Genomic DNA, 16,460 nt, shown 5'->3' on the forward strand with positions numbered 1-16,460 from the left:
ATCATTGGGCATGAATAAGATTTCTTTCCAACCGTTTGTTATTGGTGTCGCTGGCGGTAGCGGCAGTGGCAAGTCCACCGTATCCCAGCAAGTACTGGCGTCCTTTGGTGCCGACATGGTCTCGGTCGTGATGCAGGACGATTACTACCGCGACCAGACACACCTCACCCCAGAAGTTCGCCGCCAGCAGAATTACGACCATCCGCAGGCGTTCGAGTGGTCATTGCTGGTGCAGCACATCCAGTCTTTGCGTAACGGCGTGGCCATCGAGATGCCCGAGTACGACTTCACACTGCATAACCGCTCCAGCAGGACTATTCTAGTCAAGCCGGCCCCGGTGATCGTGGTCGAGGGCTTGTTTGCCTTGTACGACGCCAACTTGCGCGACATGATGTCGCTGAAGATTTTCGTCGATACCGCTTCTGACGTGCGCTTCATCCGCCGCATGCAACGCGATATTACCGAGCGCGGCCGTTCGGTAGAGAGCGTCACCGAGCAGTATCTGGAAACCGTACGCCCGATGCACAAGCAATTCATCGAGCCCACCAAGCGCAATGCCGATGTCATTTTGCCGCATGGCGCCAATGGTCCTGCGGTCGATATGATTACCGCCAAGGTGGCCAGTGTTATCGGCCAGTTGCAGCGGGCCACTTGAAGCAGCGCTCCCCTTGCTTAACCGCTCCCTCATCGACTCCGACAAGGTTGCGGTGATCGCTTCTGCCGATCAGCTTGCGCCCGCCGGTGTTGGTAAATAACTACTTTTTCAGGCGACTGAACCGGTCCAATATGCAAAAACGCCCCGACGGACGGTAATGCCGTTCAGTTAGTGTGTAGTGATGCTATTTTTAGCCCAAGAACTAGGACAGGGGTCGGACCCTGAGGGTCCGACCCAGCTCTTTGCCTCTGGGGTTGGCGAATTTACTGGCGCTCATAAATCACGCCAAAACCCTTAACTGAACGGCATTACCGACGGACGGGGCGTTTTAGATGGGGCCGGTATCGTGCGCTGTCAGCCTTCTTCGCGCCAGCGGCGCAGGCCGATGGCCGCGTATATCATCGCCGCGCCGGCCACCGCACCCAGCCAGACGGCTGGCAAGGCCAGGCTGGACCAGGAATTGCTAAAGACATCGATGCGTGTCATGTGCGATCCCCCTGCTGCCATGGCGTACATCTGCGGTAGCAGTTGCGGCTCGAACATATACCAGCTGCCGGGCAGGGTGCCCAGCAGGGCGCGTCCGAAGACAGGCAGTTGTACCCAGCTAAGTTCGTTTTCCGTCTGCGTCAGCTTGCCTACCCAGGCTGTCAAAATGAGCAATAGCAGCGGCACGCCGACGGCCCACAGGAAGACTTTCGATTTGGCCCAGCTCGATATCATCAGCAGCCAGCCGACCGTCGGCAAAGCCCACAGGCAATACACGGGCAGCAAGCCGAACACGCGCAGCGGTCCCAGGTACAGGCCGGGAGAACCTAGCAGTTCGGCAAACACGTCGATGCCGTTGGCCGCCAGCACGCCGCTCAGTAGCAAAATCAGGGCCAACGAGGTCAGGCTGGCGGCGGCAGCCACGATCAGTGGCGCGACCAGCAGGGCGATGGCCACTTTCGACAGCACCGTCTGCGCATCCGAGATGGGCAGCGATTTCCAGAACAGCACGCTGCGGTCGCGGCGGTCGTCATGCAAGGCGCTCAGGCAATAGAAGAACACCAGCAAACCCAGCGCCAGGAACAGCGGCGCGGCCGCGTAGGTATAGTTGTTGGCGACGGCGTCGATGATTTCCGTACGGCGCGGAGCGAAGCTGCGGGTATTGAAGATGGTGCTCCAGGAAATTTCCTCGCCATTGACCACCAGCGCCGTGCGCATTTTGGTCTTTGCGACCGTCGCAGCCGCCATCACGGCACCGAGCACCGTCATGACGACGCCGATCAGGGCCGGGGTCCACACCAGCATGCCCTTGTGTTCCCATAATTCACGCCGGAGCAGCCATTGCAGCTTGTTTGCAGGGGAAATATTCATTGGTACGATCCTTTCATGGTCGCGACAAACAGATCAGCCAGGCTAGGCGTGCGTACTTCGCCCAGGGCCGCCAGTTGGGTGCGGTCAACGCCGTCGAACAGCATCACCGATTTGCCGAACACGCTGCGTTCGCTGATCGGCTGCAGCGCGCGCGCCGGATTGACGTGCTGCGGGCCCACCATCACCTCGATGTAGCGCTCGCCGACCTCTTCCATGGTCGAAGCGAGCACGATCTTGCCGTCGCGAATGAACATCAGGTCGCTGAGGATGTGTTCCACTTCCTCGATCTGGTGCGTGGTGATGACGATGGTCTTGTTCTCATCGAAATAGTCTTCCAGCAGGTTCTGGTAAAACTGCTTGCGGTACAAAATGTCCAGGCCCAGCGTGGGCTCGTCGAGCACCAGCAGTTTGGCGTCGATGGCCATGACCAGCGCCAGGTGCAGCTGCACCACCATGCCCTTGGACATGGCTTTGACCTTCATCTTTGGCGTCAGCTTGGTGTGGGCCAGGTAGCGTTCGGCCTTGCTGCGGTCGAAACGTGGATGCACGCCGGCAACGAAATCGATGGCGTCGGCCACCCGCAGCCAGCCCGGCAGGATGGCCACGTCGGCGATGAAGCACACGTCGTCCATCAGCGCGTCGCGCTGCACGCGCGGATCGCGCCCCAGCACCGACAAGTCGCCATCGAAGCCCGTCAAGCCGAGGATGGCCTTGAGCGTGGTGGTCTTGCCGGAACCGTTAGGCCCGATCAAGCCGACGATGCGCCCTGGCGCGATATCGAAGCTGATGCTATCGAGGGCCACCTGTTTGCCGTACTGCTTGCGCAGGCCGCGCGCGCTGATGACACTATCGTTGTTCAATGCATTCATGCGTTCTCTCCAGGTGCGCCGCTGTCGCGGCTCGCTTGCAGCAGTCGATCGAGGTCCAGCCCCAGTTGCGTGATGCGTTCCAGCATCGCCGGCCATTCTTCGCGCAGGAAGCGCTCGCGTTCACTGGCCAGCAATTTGTCGCGGGCGCCTTCCAAGACATACATACCGAGTCCTCTGCGTTTTTCCACCAGGCCATCGTCGACCAGCTCCTGGTAGGCGCGCGAGACCGTGATGGGATTCAATTGATAATCGGCCGCCACCTGGCGTACCGAAGGCAGGGCGTCGCCCGATTGCAGCATGCCATCGAGCATCATGCCCACCACCCTGGCCTTGAGTTGGCGGTAGATGGGGCTATTGTCGTTCCATTGCGCGCTCATGGAATGCGCTCCGATATGGGTGGCGCGGGGCGGGGAGTAAAAAGTACTGTCGGCATGCAAGCTCCGTGATGTATTGAGTTGGTGTTGTAGTTAACTATAACACTAAGAATTGGAAAATCAACACATATTTTTGCGCCAGTTGCCTGGCCATGCGCTGCAGATGGCTGCCATCAAGGAGGAAGTGGCTGGTGGCGGCGTGGAGATGTGCCAGCCGGCCGTGCCGAGGTGATCAGTATGGACGTCGCCATGACGGTTAGCCCAGGCAAACGCGGCTACCGAGCAAATGCCCGTGCGCCAGTCAGCGCTGGTCTAGTCGATGATATCGCCGTTCAAGCCATGGCGCATGATGTTGCCGCGGGTATCGATGGCAATCCAGCCGCCGCGCGGCTGTTCCTGCGCCGCGACGTCGCACTCCCAGTCGGGCAAGACATAGCGCACGGTATTGCCAACTTGATGCAGGGCCGGGCGGTGCGTATGGCCGTGTATCATCACGCTGCTGTCGTGTTCGGCAAATACTTGTGCGATGGCGTCGGGCGTGACATCCATGATGAGCATGGATTTTTCGCCATTGTGCTCGCGGCTGCTTTTGCGCAAACCGGCAATGATGGCCTTGCGCTGTGCCAGCGGCATGGACAGGAACTGTTTTTGCCAGGCGCTCTGGCGCACCATGGCGCGAAACTCCATGTATTGCAGGTCTTGCGTGCATTCGGCGTCGCCATGCAGCAAGACGATGCGCTGGCCGGCAATCGTGGCCACGTGCGGTTCCTCGAGCAGGGTGGCGCCAGCGGCGGCGGCAAAGCCGGAGCCGACGAGAAAGTCGCGGTTGCCGGCGATCCAGTAGACGCGCACGCCAGCATCGCTGACGGCGCGGATGGCTGCCGTCATGCGCGCATTGAACGGGTCTTCCAGGTCATCGTCGCCGGCCCAGTATTCGAACAGGTCGCCCAATAGATACAGCGCTTGCGCATATTGCGCATGGCGTTCCAGGAAAGAAAGAAAGGCCGCGCTGGTGCGCGGGTGCGAGCTCTGCAGATGCAGGTCGGAAATAAAGAGTGCGGCAGGCATTGTCATCGTTCAACGCTCCCGTAGTGAACGGATTGCTTGGTTGCGAGACGCATGATTACTGCCCGGTTTGGTTGGTGTATTGAATGAATTGCTGAAGGTGGCTCTGAAAACCGTAGCGAGCAGGCCCAATGCCGGGTCGAGTAGCGGAGCTGTACTTGAGTACAGCGAGCAACGGAAACCCGGCAGTGGGCTGAGCAATAGGTTTGCAGGCCTACCTTATGCTGCTTCGACTTTCTCGATGATGACGTCCGTTACTGGCACGTCGGCGAACATGCCGGTGCGCGAGGTTTTTACGGCGCGGATGGCGTCGACGACTTCCTTGCCGTCGGTGACTTTGCCGAACACGGCGTAGCCCCAGCCGTCCTGGCCTGGATAGTCGAGGAAGCTGTTGTTCTTGATGTTGATGAAGAACTGTGCCGATGCCGAGTGCGGGTCCGACGTGCGGGCCATGGCCAGCGTGTAGGTATCGTTTTTCAGACCGTTCTTGGCTTCGTTTTCCACGGTGGTGTCGGCTGGCTTTTGTTTCATGCCTGGCTCGAAACCGCCGCCCTGGATCATGAAGCCGTCGATGACACGGTGGAAAATCGTGTTGTCGTAGTGACCGGCTTGCATGTAAGCCAGGAAGTTGGCAACCGTTTTCGGTGCTTTCTCGGCGTCCAGTTCAGCGGTGATCTTGCCCAGATTGGTGGTGATGATAACGGATGTCATGATGATCCTTAATGAATTGGATGAAGAATGATTCGACGGCCCCCATGGTTCAGGGCCGTAAAAACGCTATTTTACAGTTTTGCGGGCGCAGATTTGAGTAAAGTCGCCGATTCGATCACCACGGGGGTGACAGGCACGTTCTGATGCGGTCCCTTGTCGGCAACGGGCACGGCCTTGATCTTGTCGACTACGTCCATGCCACTGACGACTTTGCCGAATACCGTATAGCCGAAACCGTCGCGGCCCGGATAGTCGAGCGCGCCGTTGTCATTGACGTTGATGAAGAATTGCGAGGTGGCCGAATGCGGGTCGCCCGTGCGCGCCATGGCGATGCTGTAGGTGACGTTTTGCAAGCCGTTTTGCGCTTCATTCTTGATCGGCGCTTTCGCCGCTTTCTGCTTCATGTTCTTCTCGAAGCCGCCACCCTGTATCATGAAGCCGTCGATGACGCGGTGAAACACGGTGCCCTTGTAATATCCGCTTTTCACGTACTGTAAGAAATTTGCCACGCTGTGTGGCGCTTTTTCCTGGTTCAGTTCCAGCACGATCTCGCCCAGGCTGGTTTTCAGGCTGACGTGCGGCGCCGAGGCGGGGGCAGCCGCAGGGCTTGCAGGCGCGGCTGCCACGACGGCGCTGCCCAGGGTGAGGCCGGCAAACACGGTGCAAAAGCGGGCCAGGAAAGACAGGCGTTTCGATTTAATTTCTTGCATGAAGGTGTCCTTGATCGTTATTTTTCTCTAAACTTGCTGTCGTGCTAAAGAAATGAGTTTCGGTTCAACATCGTAAAAACCTGATTCATATCGGGCCAGTATGGTTTTTATCAATGTTATACTTGAACGCTAACGCCCTAATTCTAACAAACAAGAACAACACTACAGCGGCTCGACCAGCCTTGGCGCACACGGCAGTTCAGTGGCGCGGCACCCCCGGTGTCCGCGCCCGTCTGTCGTTTCCCCAGGCTGGCGGTCGTTCCACTTGCAAAGTACGATGAGCAATCTAAAGATTTACAACACCCTGGCTCGCGAGAAGCAGGTATTCGTCCCGATGGAAGTCGGCAAGGTACGCATGTACGTCTGCGGCATGACCATCTACGATTATTGCCATATCGGCCATGCGCGCATGATGATGGCGTTCGACGTCATCTATCGCTGGCTGAAAGCTTCCGGTTTCGACGTCACCTATGTGCGCAACATTACGGACATCGACGACAAGATCATCCGTCGCGCCGTGGAAAACGGCGAGACGATTTCCCAGCTGACGACGCGTTTCACCCGCTACATGGATGAAGACACGGCCGCGCTGGGCATTCTGACGCCCGATCATACGCCGCGCGCTACCGAGTACGTGCCGCAGATGGTGCGCCTGATCGAGCAGCTCGAAGCGAAGGGCCTGGCTTACCAGGGGGGCGATGGCGACGTCAATTACGCCGTGCGCAACTTTCCCGGCTACGGCAAGCTGTCGGGCAAGTCGCCCGATGACTTGCGCGCCGGCGAGCGCGTCGACGTCAATACGGGCAAGCGCGATCCGCTCGACTTCGTGCTGTGGAAGTCGGCTAAGGAGTCGGAGCCGGAAGAAGTCAAATGGGACACGAAGTGGGGCCGCGGCCGCCCGGGCTGGCATATCGAGTGTTCGGCCATGTCCTGCGCCCTGCTCGGTGAGCAGTTCGACATCCACGGCGGTGGCGCGGACTTGCAATTCCCGCACCATGAAAATGAAATCGCCCAATCCGAAGGCGCGTTCGGCCATGCCAGCGTGAATTATTGGATACATAACGGCTTCGTGCGCCTGGACAATGAAAAAATGTCCAAGTCGCTCGGCAATTTCTTTACCATCCGCGAAGTGCTGCAAAAGTTCGATGCCGAAGTGATCCGCTTCTTCATCCTGCGCGCGCACTACCGCAGCCCCCTCAATTACTCGGACGTGCATCTGGACGACGCGCGCCTGTCGCTGACGCGTTTGTACACGGCGCTGTCCGATGTGGTGGTGGAAGAGGGCGCCATCGACTGGAACGAAGCGCATGCAGCCCGCGTCGCCGAGGCGATGAATGACGATTTCAATACGCCACTGGCCGTCGCTGCCCTGTTTGACCTGGCAACGGAAGTCAATAAGAGCAAATCGCCGGCCCTGGCGCGTCAATTGAAGGGTCTGGCGAGCGTGTTTGGCTTGCTCGAGCGCACGCCGCAGCAATTCCTGCAAGCGACTGTCGGCGCTGCCGCTGGCGGCGAAGATGCGTCAGCCGGCATCGAAGCGGCCATCGCGGCGCGTAGTGCGGCGAAAAAAGCGCGCGACTTCGCCCAGTCCGACAAGATCCGTGCCGAACTGTTGGCCGCTGGCATCATTCTCGAAGACAAGCCTGACGGCTCGACCAACTGGCGCCGCGCATGATGCCAACGTCCAGGGAAAACGGGGAAGCACCCAAGGTGACGAATTCGGCGCAGGTGATCCAGGTGCCGCACTATTGGGAAGAGGCGAAGATCGAGCTGATGAAGCGCGACCGCATCATGAAAAAGCTCATCCCGCAATTTGGCGACCTGCACCTGGTCGGCCATAGCGACCCGTTTACCACCCTGGCCCGTTCGCTGGTGGGCCAGCAGATCACGCCCAAGGCGGCCGATGCCGCCTGGAAAAAGCTGCTGGCCGCTTGCCCCAAATGCACGCCCTCACAAGTGTTGAAGGCGGGCGCCGAGCAACTGTCCGCCTGCGGCTTGTCCAAACGCAAGACCGAATACATCCTCGACCTGGCCGACCATTTCAAGGCCAAGCGCGTGCACGCCAGCCAGTGGGACCAGATGGATGACGAAGCCGTCATCGCCGAACTGGTGCAGATCCGCGGCATCGGCCGCTGGACAGCCGAGATGTTTTTGATATTTAATCTGCTCCGGCCGAATGTCTTGCCGCTCGACGATCCCGGTTTGATCCAGGGTATCAGCGTCAATTATTTCTCCGGCGAACCTGTTTCCCGCAGCGATGCGCGCGAAGTTTCCGCCAATTGGGAACCGTGGCGCACCGTGGCGACGTGGTATTTGTGGCGCAGTCTCGACCCTGCTGCCGCACCCGATGCAGCCCCCGGCGCAGCAGCCGGTACGGTAAAATAATCATAGATGAGGCCGCGCGCGCTGGCGCCGTGGCCGGTAAAACCTGGAGGTACAATGACTAAAACGACTTTCCTCAATTTTGAACAGCCGATCGCGGAACTCGATTCCAAGATCGAAGAGTTGCGCTTCGTGCAAGACGATTCGGCCGTCGATATCTCGGAAGAGATCGACCGTCTGGCCAAGAAGAGCCAGCAGCTAACCAAAGATATCTACGCCAAGCTGACGCCCTGGCAAGTGGCGCAGATCGCGCGCCACCCGCAGCGCCCCTACACCATGGATTACGTGAATGAAATCTTCACCGATTTCCACGAATTGCATGGCGACCGCAGCTACGCCGACGATTTGTCGGTGGTAGGCGGCCTGGCCCGCTTCAACGGTCAGCCGTGCATGGTCATCGGCCACCAGAAGGGGCGCGACACGAAAGAGCGCGCTCTGCGCAATTTCGGCATGCCCAAGCCGGAAGGCTACCGCAAGGCCATGCGCCTGATGAAAGTGGCTGAAAAATTCAATCTGCCCATCTTCACCTTCGTCGACACGCCAGGCGCCTTCCCCGGCATCGACGCGGAAGAGCGCGGCCAGTCGGAAGCCATCGGCCATAACCTGTACGTGATGGCCGAGCTGAAAGTGCCGCTGATCGCCACCATCATCGGTGAAGGCGGTTCCGGCGGCGCGCTGGCCATCGCCGTGGGCGATGCCGTGCTGATGCTGCAATACTCGACCTATGCCGTGATTTCGCCGGAAGGCTGCGCCTCCATCCTGTGGAAGAGCGCCGAGCGCGCCTCCGACGCGGCCGAAGCGCTGGGCTTGACGGCGCACCGCCTGAAAGCCATGGGCCTGATCGACAAGATCATCAATGAACCGCTGGGCGGCGCCCACCGCGATCCGAAGCAGATGGCGACCTTGCTGAAACGCGCACTGGCCGACACCCTGCGCCAGTTCCATGGCATGAAAACCAAGGACTTGCTGGCCGCGCGTCATGAAAAACTGCTGAGCTACGGCAAGTTCAAGGAAACCACGCCGAGCGAGTAAATTATGTAAGCCCAACGGCAGAGTATGGGGTCAGACCTTAAGGTCTGACCCCGGCTTTTCAAGGTCTTGGGTTGAGACAACACCAGGGACAGTCCGCTAAACGACACCATCCGTTTAGCAGCCTGTCCCTCTTTGCATTCATGGAGTCCTGATTGAAAAAGCAACAAACCGCCACCGTCGCCGATATCTTTGCCCGCGCGCTGGACGCCTGCGCACCGCCAGTTGGCAGTGCTGTCGGCATCGCCCTTAGCGGCGGCCTCGATTCCGCAGCCCTGTTGCACTTGGCACATGCCTGGGCGCAGGGACGGTCCGTGACCCTGCACGCGTTTCACGTACACCACGGCCTGAGCCCGAATGCGGATGCGTGGCTGGCCCATTGCGAGCAAGCATGCGCCGACCTCGGCGTACCCTTTGAGGCGCGCCGTGTGACCCTGGAAAAAAATGCCAAGACAGGCACGGAAGAGGCCGCCCGCAAGCGCCGTTACGCAGCCTTGGGCGAACTGTGCGCCGTGCACGGCGTGCGTCTGCTGCTGACGGCCCATCATCAGGATGACCAGGCTGAAACGGTGCTGCTGCAATTGCTGCGCGGCTCCGGTACGGCGGGTCTGTCAGGCATGGATGGCGCCAACAGCGCGCCCGAGCTGCTGGGTAATCCGGATCTGGTGATGGCGCGCCCTTTACTTTCCGTGGCGCGCAAGGAGCTCGAAGCGTATGTGGGGCAACATGGCGTCGCGCACATTCACGACGAATCGAATGATGATCCCCGCTTTGCCCGCAATGCCTTGCGGCACCAGGTGATGCCCGTTCTGGCGCAAGCCTTTCCCGGTTTCCAAGAGCGTTTCGCCCGCAGCGCCCAGCATGCGCAATCGGCGCAGCGCCTGCTGGCGGAACTGGCGACCCAGGATCTGGCCGCTTGCCTGGACGACGATTGCATCACACTGGCGACATTGCGTGAATTGAGCGCAGACCGATGCTACAACTTGCTGCGTCACTGGTTCGGCACGCGTGGCTTGCGCATGCCATCGACGGCCTGGCTGGCGCAAATGCTGGCGCAATTGCTCGAAGCGCGGCCCGATGCGCAATTGCTGGTGACGCATCCTCAATGCCATGTGCGGCGTCACCGCGATCGTTTGTACCTGACGCCCAAGCTCGATGATCTCGCTGGCATGCGTGACAAGAGCGACGCGAACATCCCCGGCCTGGAAAAAGCCAGTCAGCAATTTACCTGGCGCGGCGAGGCCAGCCTGGCCTTTCCCGCGTATGGCGGCGTGCTGCATTTCGATGTGCTGGCAGCCGGTGAGCAGGGCATTGATATTGCCTGGTTGCAAGCTCAAACCTTGACGATCGACTTCCGCCAAGGTGGCGAGCGCCTGAAACTGGCCCTGAACCGCCCCACCAAGAGCTTGAAATACCACTATCAGGCGTTTGGCGTGCCCGCCTGGGAGCGTGAACGTCTGCCCCTTGTGTGTGCGGCGCAACAATTGTTGTATGCGGCCGGTATCGGTCTCGATTGCCATTGTTTGAGCTTGCTGGAGCGGCCGCGCGTAGCCCTGCGCTGGCTCCCCTGCTGAGCGTAAGGGCAGCCGCTACGGCCACTCTCGGGGTGGCTGGCAAGTGGCTGTCCATGCGCTCCCGACTGCATGGATTGCTTATTTCCTTATGCGTAATCGGTATGAGCTCATGCGCTTTTTAGCTTGTTATTTTGCATTGCGGCATGTAGAGTAAAGCCCTCCTTTTTTATTCTTCTTGAGCGGAAACTTCACTCTTATGGCTTTAATCGTCCACAAATATGGCGGTACGTCGATGGGCTCGACTGACCGTATCAAGAATGTCGCCAAGCGCGTTGCCAAGTGGCACGACGCGGGGCATCAAATCGTGGTGGTGCCATCTGCCATGTCGGGCGAAACCAACCGCCTGATTGGACTGGCCAAGGAAATCATGGATCAACCCGATCCGCGTGAACTTGACATGATCGCCTCGACAGGCGAACAAGTGTCTGTCGGCCTATTGTCGATGGCACTGCTGGCGATCGGCAAACAAGCCGTATCGTATGCTGGCTGGCAAGTCGCGATCAAGACCGATTCCGCCTTTACCAAAGCACGCATCCAGTCGATCGATGACGAAAAAGTCAAGCGCGACCTCGATGCGGGCAAAATTGTCATTATTACCGGTTTCCAGGGCGTCGACGAACACGACAACATCGCGACCCTGGGCCGCGGCGGTTCGGACACGTCGGCAGTGGCCATCGCCGCTGCCATGAAGGCAGCCGAATGCCTGATCTTCACGGATGTCGACGGCGTCTATACGACCGATCCGCGCGTGGTCTCCGAGGCGCGCCGCCTGAAGACCATCACCTTTGAAGAAATGCTGGAACTGGCTTCGCTCGGTTCCAAAGTGCTGCAAACGCGTTCGGTGGAATTTGCCGGCAATTACCGCGTTCCCACGCGCGTGCTGTCGTCGCTGACCGACCCGATGTTGCCGCTGGAAATAGAAGCCAATTCAGGCACCCTGATTTCGTTTGAGGAAGATACAAACATGGAACAAGCAGTCATCTCCGGCATCGCCTTCAACCGCGATGAAGCCAAAATCACCGTGCTTGGCGTGCCCGACCGCCCAGGCGTGGCGTATCACATCCTGGGGCCGGTGGCGGACGCAAATATCGAAGTCGACATGATCATACAGAATCAGTCGGTCGACGGTAAAACGGACTTCACCTTCACCGTCTCGCGCGGCGAGTACCCGCGCGCGCTGGCCGTGCTGGAAGCGAACAGCGTATCGCTGGGCGCGACGAGCATCACGGGCGACGCGAAAGTGTCGAAATTGTCCGTCGTCGGCGTGGGCATGCGCAGCCATGTTGGCGTTGCCTCGCAAATGTTCCGTACCCTGTCGGAAGAGGGCATCAACATCATGATGATCTCCACTTCCGAAATCAAGATCTCCGTACTGATCGATGAAAAGTACATGGAGCTGGCCGTGCGCGCGCTGCATAAAGCGTTCGAGCTGGAAAAAGCTTAAATTTCCAAAAATATTGCTCCACGCCCTTGACCAAAGGGGGGGCAGTCGATATTATGACGTTCGTCGCTGCAGCGCAGTTAGCTACAGAGACATAGTTGAGTAATCAGCTAGGAGACGTGGCCGAGTGGCCGAAGGCACATCCCTGCTAAGGATGCATACGGCTTATACCTGTATCGTGGGTTCGAATCCCACCGTCTCCGCCAGTATTTTTAAAAAGCCCTTGATTTTCAAGGGCTTTTTTCATTTCTGAAATCCCTACCCACATTTCTACCCACATCACTTTTTTACCGCTGACCCCTGCGCATCAGCGATGATTTTGTCCTGCCAGTCAGCTATCGCGGTCGAATCCCACACCACCGCGCGCGGCCCAAGGCTGATCGGCGCCGGGAACGTGCCGCGTTTGATTCGGTCGTAAATGGCCGTGCGTTGGATGCCGACGATTTCGATCACCGAGGGCAGGCGCAGGAATTTTCTTATTTCGGTCGTGGTGCTCATGATGTGCTTTCCATTTGTTTCAGGGGTTTGATCAGGCCCATCTGGCGCGGATCGCTTTTATCCAGGACGTAGATATAGGTCATGCCGGCCGGTGAGCGGTCGTCGCAGTCCGGCTGGTCGTTGGCCGTGGCCAGCGCCGCGGCGGCCGAGCACACGCCGTAAGAGCGCTCGAACAGGCAGCCGGTGCAGCTGGGAGCTATCGCCTCCTGTGCCTTGAAGCGGACAGCAGCAGGGCTGGCGGCGCTGGCCGCTGGCTCGATTTCGCCCAGGCTCACGGCCAAGCTGCCGGTGATGGCGCCGATGATGGCCACGGCGATGACGATGTAGAAATTGAATTTCACGAAAGCTCCTAGAAGATGCGTTGAAATTGATAAATGATTAAATTTTGAATCTGCGAACGGCGCGGGCGCGGCCCTCGTACGAGCGGAAGTCGTTGTCCTGGCTGCCATCGTCGAAATTCTGATTCCACGCGGTAGAGGGGCCGGCCTGCTCACTGGACCAGTAATAGCGCGCTTGGAATTGGTCAGGCAGGTTTGCCATGAGTAGGCGGTGCTCGGCCCGCGTTGGCAGGGTTGCGCCCTTGGCTTCGGCCCAGGCGCATGCAGCGTCCCAGGTGACGCCGTCGGTGTCGCCGTCCAGCAGCACCAGGTATTGATCTGGTGCGCCGTCGACGCCGCGGATGATGCCGGCATACACGCCGCCAGCGAAGGCGCTGCCGATGGCGCCTGGGCCCGCCAGCAGTTCCAGGGTGGCGACGGCATCGCTGTAGTTCAGGCGGGACATGCGCGCGTCGGCCTGGGCTTGGTCCATGCCCCAGTTATGCATGAAGATGGCGCGGATCTCGGCGACGAGCTCGCTGTCTTCGGGCCAGAGTTCGGCGTCGAGCAGGCGGTCGGCGATCAGGTCGATGGCTGACGCTGGCTTTGCGCCAGGCTGCTCTCTGGCGTTGGCCTGGATGATTGCGTTGCATTCAGCGCAGGCGAGGTAGGGGATTTTGACGGTGGCGCTGGGTGCTGGGGTGCTGCTGGCGGCGTGTGACATTTTCTCTCCATCGGTTGAGGTGGTGCGTCGATGGATAAATAGTAGCACTGCTATTTTTCAATAGCAATAGCAATGCTATTGAAAAATAATATTTTTATTAGACGAAAAAAAAGGGGTATTCGGATTGTCTGGTTGAAACTATGCTGCCGGGTCGTTGCCGTACAGAATGTCGTCCATGGTTGACAGAGGGGTGCCGTAGTTGAGCACCGTCTCGGTGGAGCCCATCATGTCTGGGGTCCAGCGCCCCATGAAGGTGCCGTCGAATGGCGAGGCTTTCGCGACACGAGAGCGGACGACCTTGTGCTTAGCGCCCAGCAGCACCTTGGCTCGGAAGGACTCGAACGACATCCCCCTGGTGGCCCGGTTCAGGTCCTTCATCTTCCGATTGGCAGACTCGGTGAAGGCGTTGGTGACGCGGTAGTCCATGGTGAAGTAGTTGAAGATGGGGCCACGCCAGCGCTCCACGGTGCCTGCCAGCCCGCCCCACAGCTCCTCCTGGCCCGCTGGGATGGTCTTGCGCCACTCGTCGTAGGCCAGGGTAGCCTCCTTGAGGTCCTTGGCGTCGTAGAGCTTGAAGAACCGTTCCTTCGAGGCGTAGGCCGCCCCCAGCGCCGGAATCTTGTCGAACCACTCGGCGATTACCAGCCTGGTGGCCGGGGTCAGGTCGCGCTCCCGCATCAGCATGAGCTTTCTGTCGTTTTTTAGCAATTTGCGGTGGTAGTCGCTCAGGTCCTTCTTTATGCTCTTGCGCACCACCTCCATGGCCTCGTTGGCCATCTTCACGACGTGGAACTTGTCCACCACGGGCTTGGCATCTGGGAAGGCGTGGCGGCCCGCCTCCAGGTAGTTCTTGTACATGTCGGTGCTGAGCACCTCGACGTTCTTGCGGTCGGGCAGCGCCATGAAGGTCGCCTTGACCAGCTCCAGGCTGCGGTTGGGCAGCAGCTCGACGACGGTCTGCTGCTCGATGTTGGTCAGGACGCAGCAGAACTGCCTCTGAAGGTACAGCTCATCAACACCCAGCACGCGCGGCGTCACAAAGTCCAACTCGCCCTTCTGGCGCTCGACGAACGCGGCGAACACCAGGCGGACGGTCTTCTCCTCGATGCCGCATTCCCTGGCGATTTCGTTGTTGGTTCGATACAACACCGCCTTCTCGATGTAGGTCATCAGCCGCTTGGTCATGGCCCTGGTCTCGTCCATGTCGTCCAGCGCCGGCCGGAACACGCTCCGGCACGAGTTACAGCGGTACCGGCGGCGCTGGAGCCACAGCGTCACCCGCTTCCCGTGGATAGGCACGTCACGGTACGCCTGGTCGTTCTTGCCATACTTGACCAGGTCGTCCACCACCCCGCAGCCAGGGCACGTATTCGGCTCGGGAGCCTCTACGTGGAAGTGGTAGTCGTACTCCTCCTGCTTGAAGGCGGTGACGGTCAAGGAGAGGGGGTACAACAGGCTGGCTGGGGTTGTCATTTCTTATACTTTGCGATGTTCGACTTGAATACCTGCATGAGGCGGTCGTTGGCTACTTCGAGGACGGCGGGCAACAGCTCCAGGGGGATACTCTCGCCAACCATGGTCGACAGCTGGCTAGGGTCGTTGCAGTTGATGACGCAGGCGTCCTTGTGAACCGGCGTCGTCTGCAGCTGGCCCCGGTAGTCGAAGCTCATCAGCCAGCGGCGGCTGCTGAGGATGTCGGTAAGGTAGCCGTCGGCAATGCGCTGACGCTTCTCCTCGTCCGCCGGCCACTTGACGCCCGGGCCCATGCTGTCGGCGAAGGCAAACAACTCATCGCGGCACTCACGGTAGTAGCCAGGGTTGCCAATCAATCGGTCCGCAGGGGAGCCGGCATCCTGGCCGGCGGCCGCCTCGTACCGGCCAGTTGTCCGGATGGCGGGCAGCACCTCGTGGGTGACCCAGCGCTTGAACTGCTTGGCCTCGGACTTGCGGCTGCTCATGACCAGGCTATACAGGCCGGACTCGTTGATGATGTTCGTGTTCGGGTTTCCGGCGGTGGGCTGAATACCGTCCGTTAAACAGACGGTATTCCTCTCGTCGTCATCGAGGCGGCCCACTGCTTGACGAGGATTGGCGATGTCGAGCGCGGCGCAGATGTCGCCGGCCACGAACCAGATTTCGCCGTTCTGGTCGATGGTGCGGATGGATTGGGTTCCGAAATTGAACACTACAGGCAGGTTTGACATGGTGAATCTCCAAGTGATTGTTGAATGTCACCCTGTTGAGGGGTGGCCGGGTACTTCAACACCGCACTTGGACGGCTCGCAGCTTTTCCCCTTGCGGGTCTTGTATGGGCTGCGCACTACCCGGCCGTAGGAAACCTATAGCCGTAAAAATACCCCAAATCTTTCGCGTGGGGAGAGCGCCAAGTGATGGGTGTGTTGAGCACCTGGGAAGTAGATTACGCGGCGACACGCGCTCTGTCAACTATATTTTCCGTTTCACCTGTTGTAATTCCCTCCGCTCAACGGAGGGTAGTATCCACCAAGCAATCCGAATACCCCACATTTGTAGATGTAGTGGTCATGGTGATTCTCCGCTGAAATTGAGTTCACCCTTTTTTAGAGGGTGGCCGGGAGCTAAAAACTCATCAAATGCCAGCGGCAGCACGTGACGAGCAGACTTCTTCCCCTTGCGGGTCTTTTATCCGTCGCACTCCCGGCCATAGACGGGAAAAACCAATGGCCGAACGCAGAAAACCGCATGACGCTTACACGTCCAATGCGGTTGTTCACCG

Annotated in this window: 17 protein-coding genes and 1 tRNA gene; 7 read left to right on the plus strand and 11 right to left on the minus strand. The window is 59.3% G+C overall.

All coding sequences use genetic code 11. The features are described 5' to 3' along the window. Nucleotides 1-10: 10 nt before the first annotated feature. Nucleotides 11-655 (plus strand): uridine kinase, encoded by a 645-nt coding sequence (gene udk / locus H4V96_RS07590; protein ID WP_010396872.1) that lies wholly within the window; start codon nt 11-13, stop codon nt 653-655. 354 nt (nt 656-1,009) lie between these two features. On the opposite strand, the gene H4V96_RS07595 is transcribed toward udk, so the two are convergent. The 6 genes from H4V96_RS07595 to H4V96_RS07620 all read right to left on the minus strand — a co-directional run bounded on the left by H4V96_RS07595 (nt 1,010) and on the right by H4V96_RS07620 (nt 5,740). After that, complete coding sequence (locus H4V96_RS07595; RefSeq protein ID WP_010396874.1) at nt 1,010-2,011, minus strand: hypothetical protein; 1,002 nt, start codon at nt 2,009-2,011, stop codon at nt 1,010-1,012. Then, on the minus strand, nt 2,008-2,880 hold the full coding sequence (locus H4V96_RS07600; RefSeq protein WP_010396876.1) for an ABC transporter ATP-binding protein: 873 nt from the start codon (nt 2,878-2,880) through the stop codon (nt 2,008-2,010). The genes H4V96_RS07595 and H4V96_RS07600 overlap by 4 nt, the downstream gene beginning before the upstream one ends. Further along, nucleotides 2,877-3,257 carry a GntR family transcriptional regulator gene (locus tag H4V96_RS07605; protein WP_010396878.1) on the minus strand — a complete coding sequence of 127 codons (381 nt, stop codon included), beginning with the start codon at nt 3,255-3,257 and terminating at the stop codon, nt 2,877-2,879. Before H4V96_RS07605 ends, H4V96_RS07600 begins: the two co-directional genes overlap by 4 nt. 309 nt (nt 3,258-3,566) lie before the next feature. Beyond that, nucleotides 3,567-4,322 carry a UDP-2,3-diacylglucosamine diphosphatase gene (locus H4V96_RS07610; RefSeq protein WP_196857112.1) on the minus strand — a complete coding sequence of 252 codons (756 nt, stop codon included), beginning with the start codon at nt 4,320-4,322 and terminating at the stop codon, nt 3,567-3,569. Between the two features lie 216 nt (nt 4,323-4,538). Continuing rightward, nucleotides 4,539-5,030, minus strand: a complete 492-nt coding sequence (locus H4V96_RS07615; protein ID WP_070346992.1) for a peptidylprolyl isomerase — start codon at nt 5,028-5,030, stop codon at nt 4,539-4,541. Between the two features lie 71 nt (nt 5,031-5,101). Further along, the gene (locus tag H4V96_RS07620; RefSeq protein ID WP_010396885.1) at nt 5,102-5,740 is read right to left on the minus strand and encodes a peptidylprolyl isomerase; all 639 of its coding nucleotides are present in this window, start codon (nt 5,738-5,740) and stop codon (nt 5,102-5,104) included. A gap of 277 nt (nt 5,741-6,017) precedes the next feature. Here H4V96_RS07620 and cysS point away from each other — a divergent pair, with 277 nt between their 5' ends. The 6 genes from cysS to H4V96_RS07650 all read left to right on the plus strand — a co-directional run bounded on the left by cysS (nt 6,018) and on the right by H4V96_RS07650 (nt 12,372). After that, nucleotides 6,018-7,415, plus strand: coding sequence for a cysteine--tRNA ligase (gene cysS, locus H4V96_RS07625; RefSeq protein WP_010396887.1), 1,398 nt, complete (start codon nt 6,018-6,020; stop codon nt 7,413-7,415). After that, on the plus strand, nt 7,415-8,125 hold the full coding sequence (locus tag H4V96_RS07630) for a DNA-3-methyladenine glycosylase (protein WP_050855903.1): 711 nt from the start codon (nt 7,415-7,417) through the stop codon (nt 8,123-8,125). The genes cysS and H4V96_RS07630 overlap by 1 nt, the downstream gene beginning before the upstream one ends. 54 nt (nt 8,126-8,179) lie before the next feature. Further along, on the plus strand, nt 8,180-9,154 hold the full coding sequence (locus H4V96_RS07635; RefSeq protein ID WP_010396889.1) for an acetyl-CoA carboxylase carboxyltransferase subunit alpha: 975 nt from the start codon (nt 8,180-8,182) through the stop codon (nt 9,152-9,154). 152 nt (nt 9,155-9,306) lie between these two features. Further along, the gene (tilS, locus tag H4V96_RS07640) at nt 9,307-10,725 is read left to right on the plus strand and encodes a tRNA lysidine(34) synthetase TilS (protein ID WP_196857108.1); all 1,419 of its coding nucleotides are present in this window, start codon (nt 9,307-9,309) and stop codon (nt 10,723-10,725) included. Between the two features lie 196 nt (nt 10,726-10,921). After that, nucleotides 10,922-12,169: an aspartate kinase gene (locus H4V96_RS07645; RefSeq protein WP_010396891.1), complete on the plus strand. Its 1,248-nt coding sequence runs from the start codon at nt 10,922-10,924 to the stop codon at nt 12,167-12,169. 110 nt (nt 12,170-12,279) lie between these two features. Further along, nucleotides 12,280-12,372: transfer RNA gene (locus tag H4V96_RS07650), tRNA-Ser, on the plus strand. Between the two features lie 73 nt (nt 12,373-12,445). Here H4V96_RS07650 and H4V96_RS07655 read toward each other — a convergent pair. From H4V96_RS07655 to H4V96_RS07675, 5 genes are all read right to left on the minus strand, one after another. Beyond that, on the minus strand, nt 12,446-12,664 hold the full coding sequence (locus H4V96_RS07655; protein ID WP_196857109.1) for an AlpA family phage regulatory protein: 219 nt from the start codon (nt 12,662-12,664) through the stop codon (nt 12,446-12,448). After that, the gene (locus tag H4V96_RS07660; RefSeq protein WP_196857110.1) at nt 12,661-13,005 is read right to left on the minus strand and encodes a hypothetical protein; all 345 of its coding nucleotides are present in this window, start codon (nt 13,003-13,005) and stop codon (nt 12,661-12,663) included. The genes H4V96_RS07655 and H4V96_RS07660 overlap by 4 nt, the downstream gene beginning before the upstream one ends. A gap of 37 nt (nt 13,006-13,042) precedes the next feature. Next, a complete protein-coding gene (locus H4V96_RS07665) occupies nt 13,043-13,705 on the minus strand; it encodes a DUF1566 domain-containing protein (protein WP_196857111.1) in 663 nt (220 codons plus the stop codon). Between the two features lie 138 nt (nt 13,706-13,843). After that, complete coding sequence (locus tag H4V96_RS07670; protein WP_280720830.1) at nt 13,844-15,142, minus strand: ISL3 family transposase; 1,299 nt, start codon at nt 15,140-15,142, stop codon at nt 13,844-13,846. Nucleotides 15,143-15,174: 32 nt separating this feature from the next. Beyond that, a complete protein-coding gene (locus H4V96_RS07675) occupies nt 15,175-15,909 on the minus strand; it encodes a Bro-N domain-containing protein (protein WP_196857172.1) in 735 nt (244 codons plus the stop codon). Nucleotides 15,910-16,460 lie beyond the last annotated feature (551 nt).

It is taken from the genome of Janthinobacterium sp. CG_23.4 (assembly GCF_029892305.1).
Classification (GTDB): Bacteria; Pseudomonadota; Gammaproteobacteria; order Burkholderiales; family Burkholderiaceae_D; genus Janthinobacterium; species Janthinobacterium lividum_D.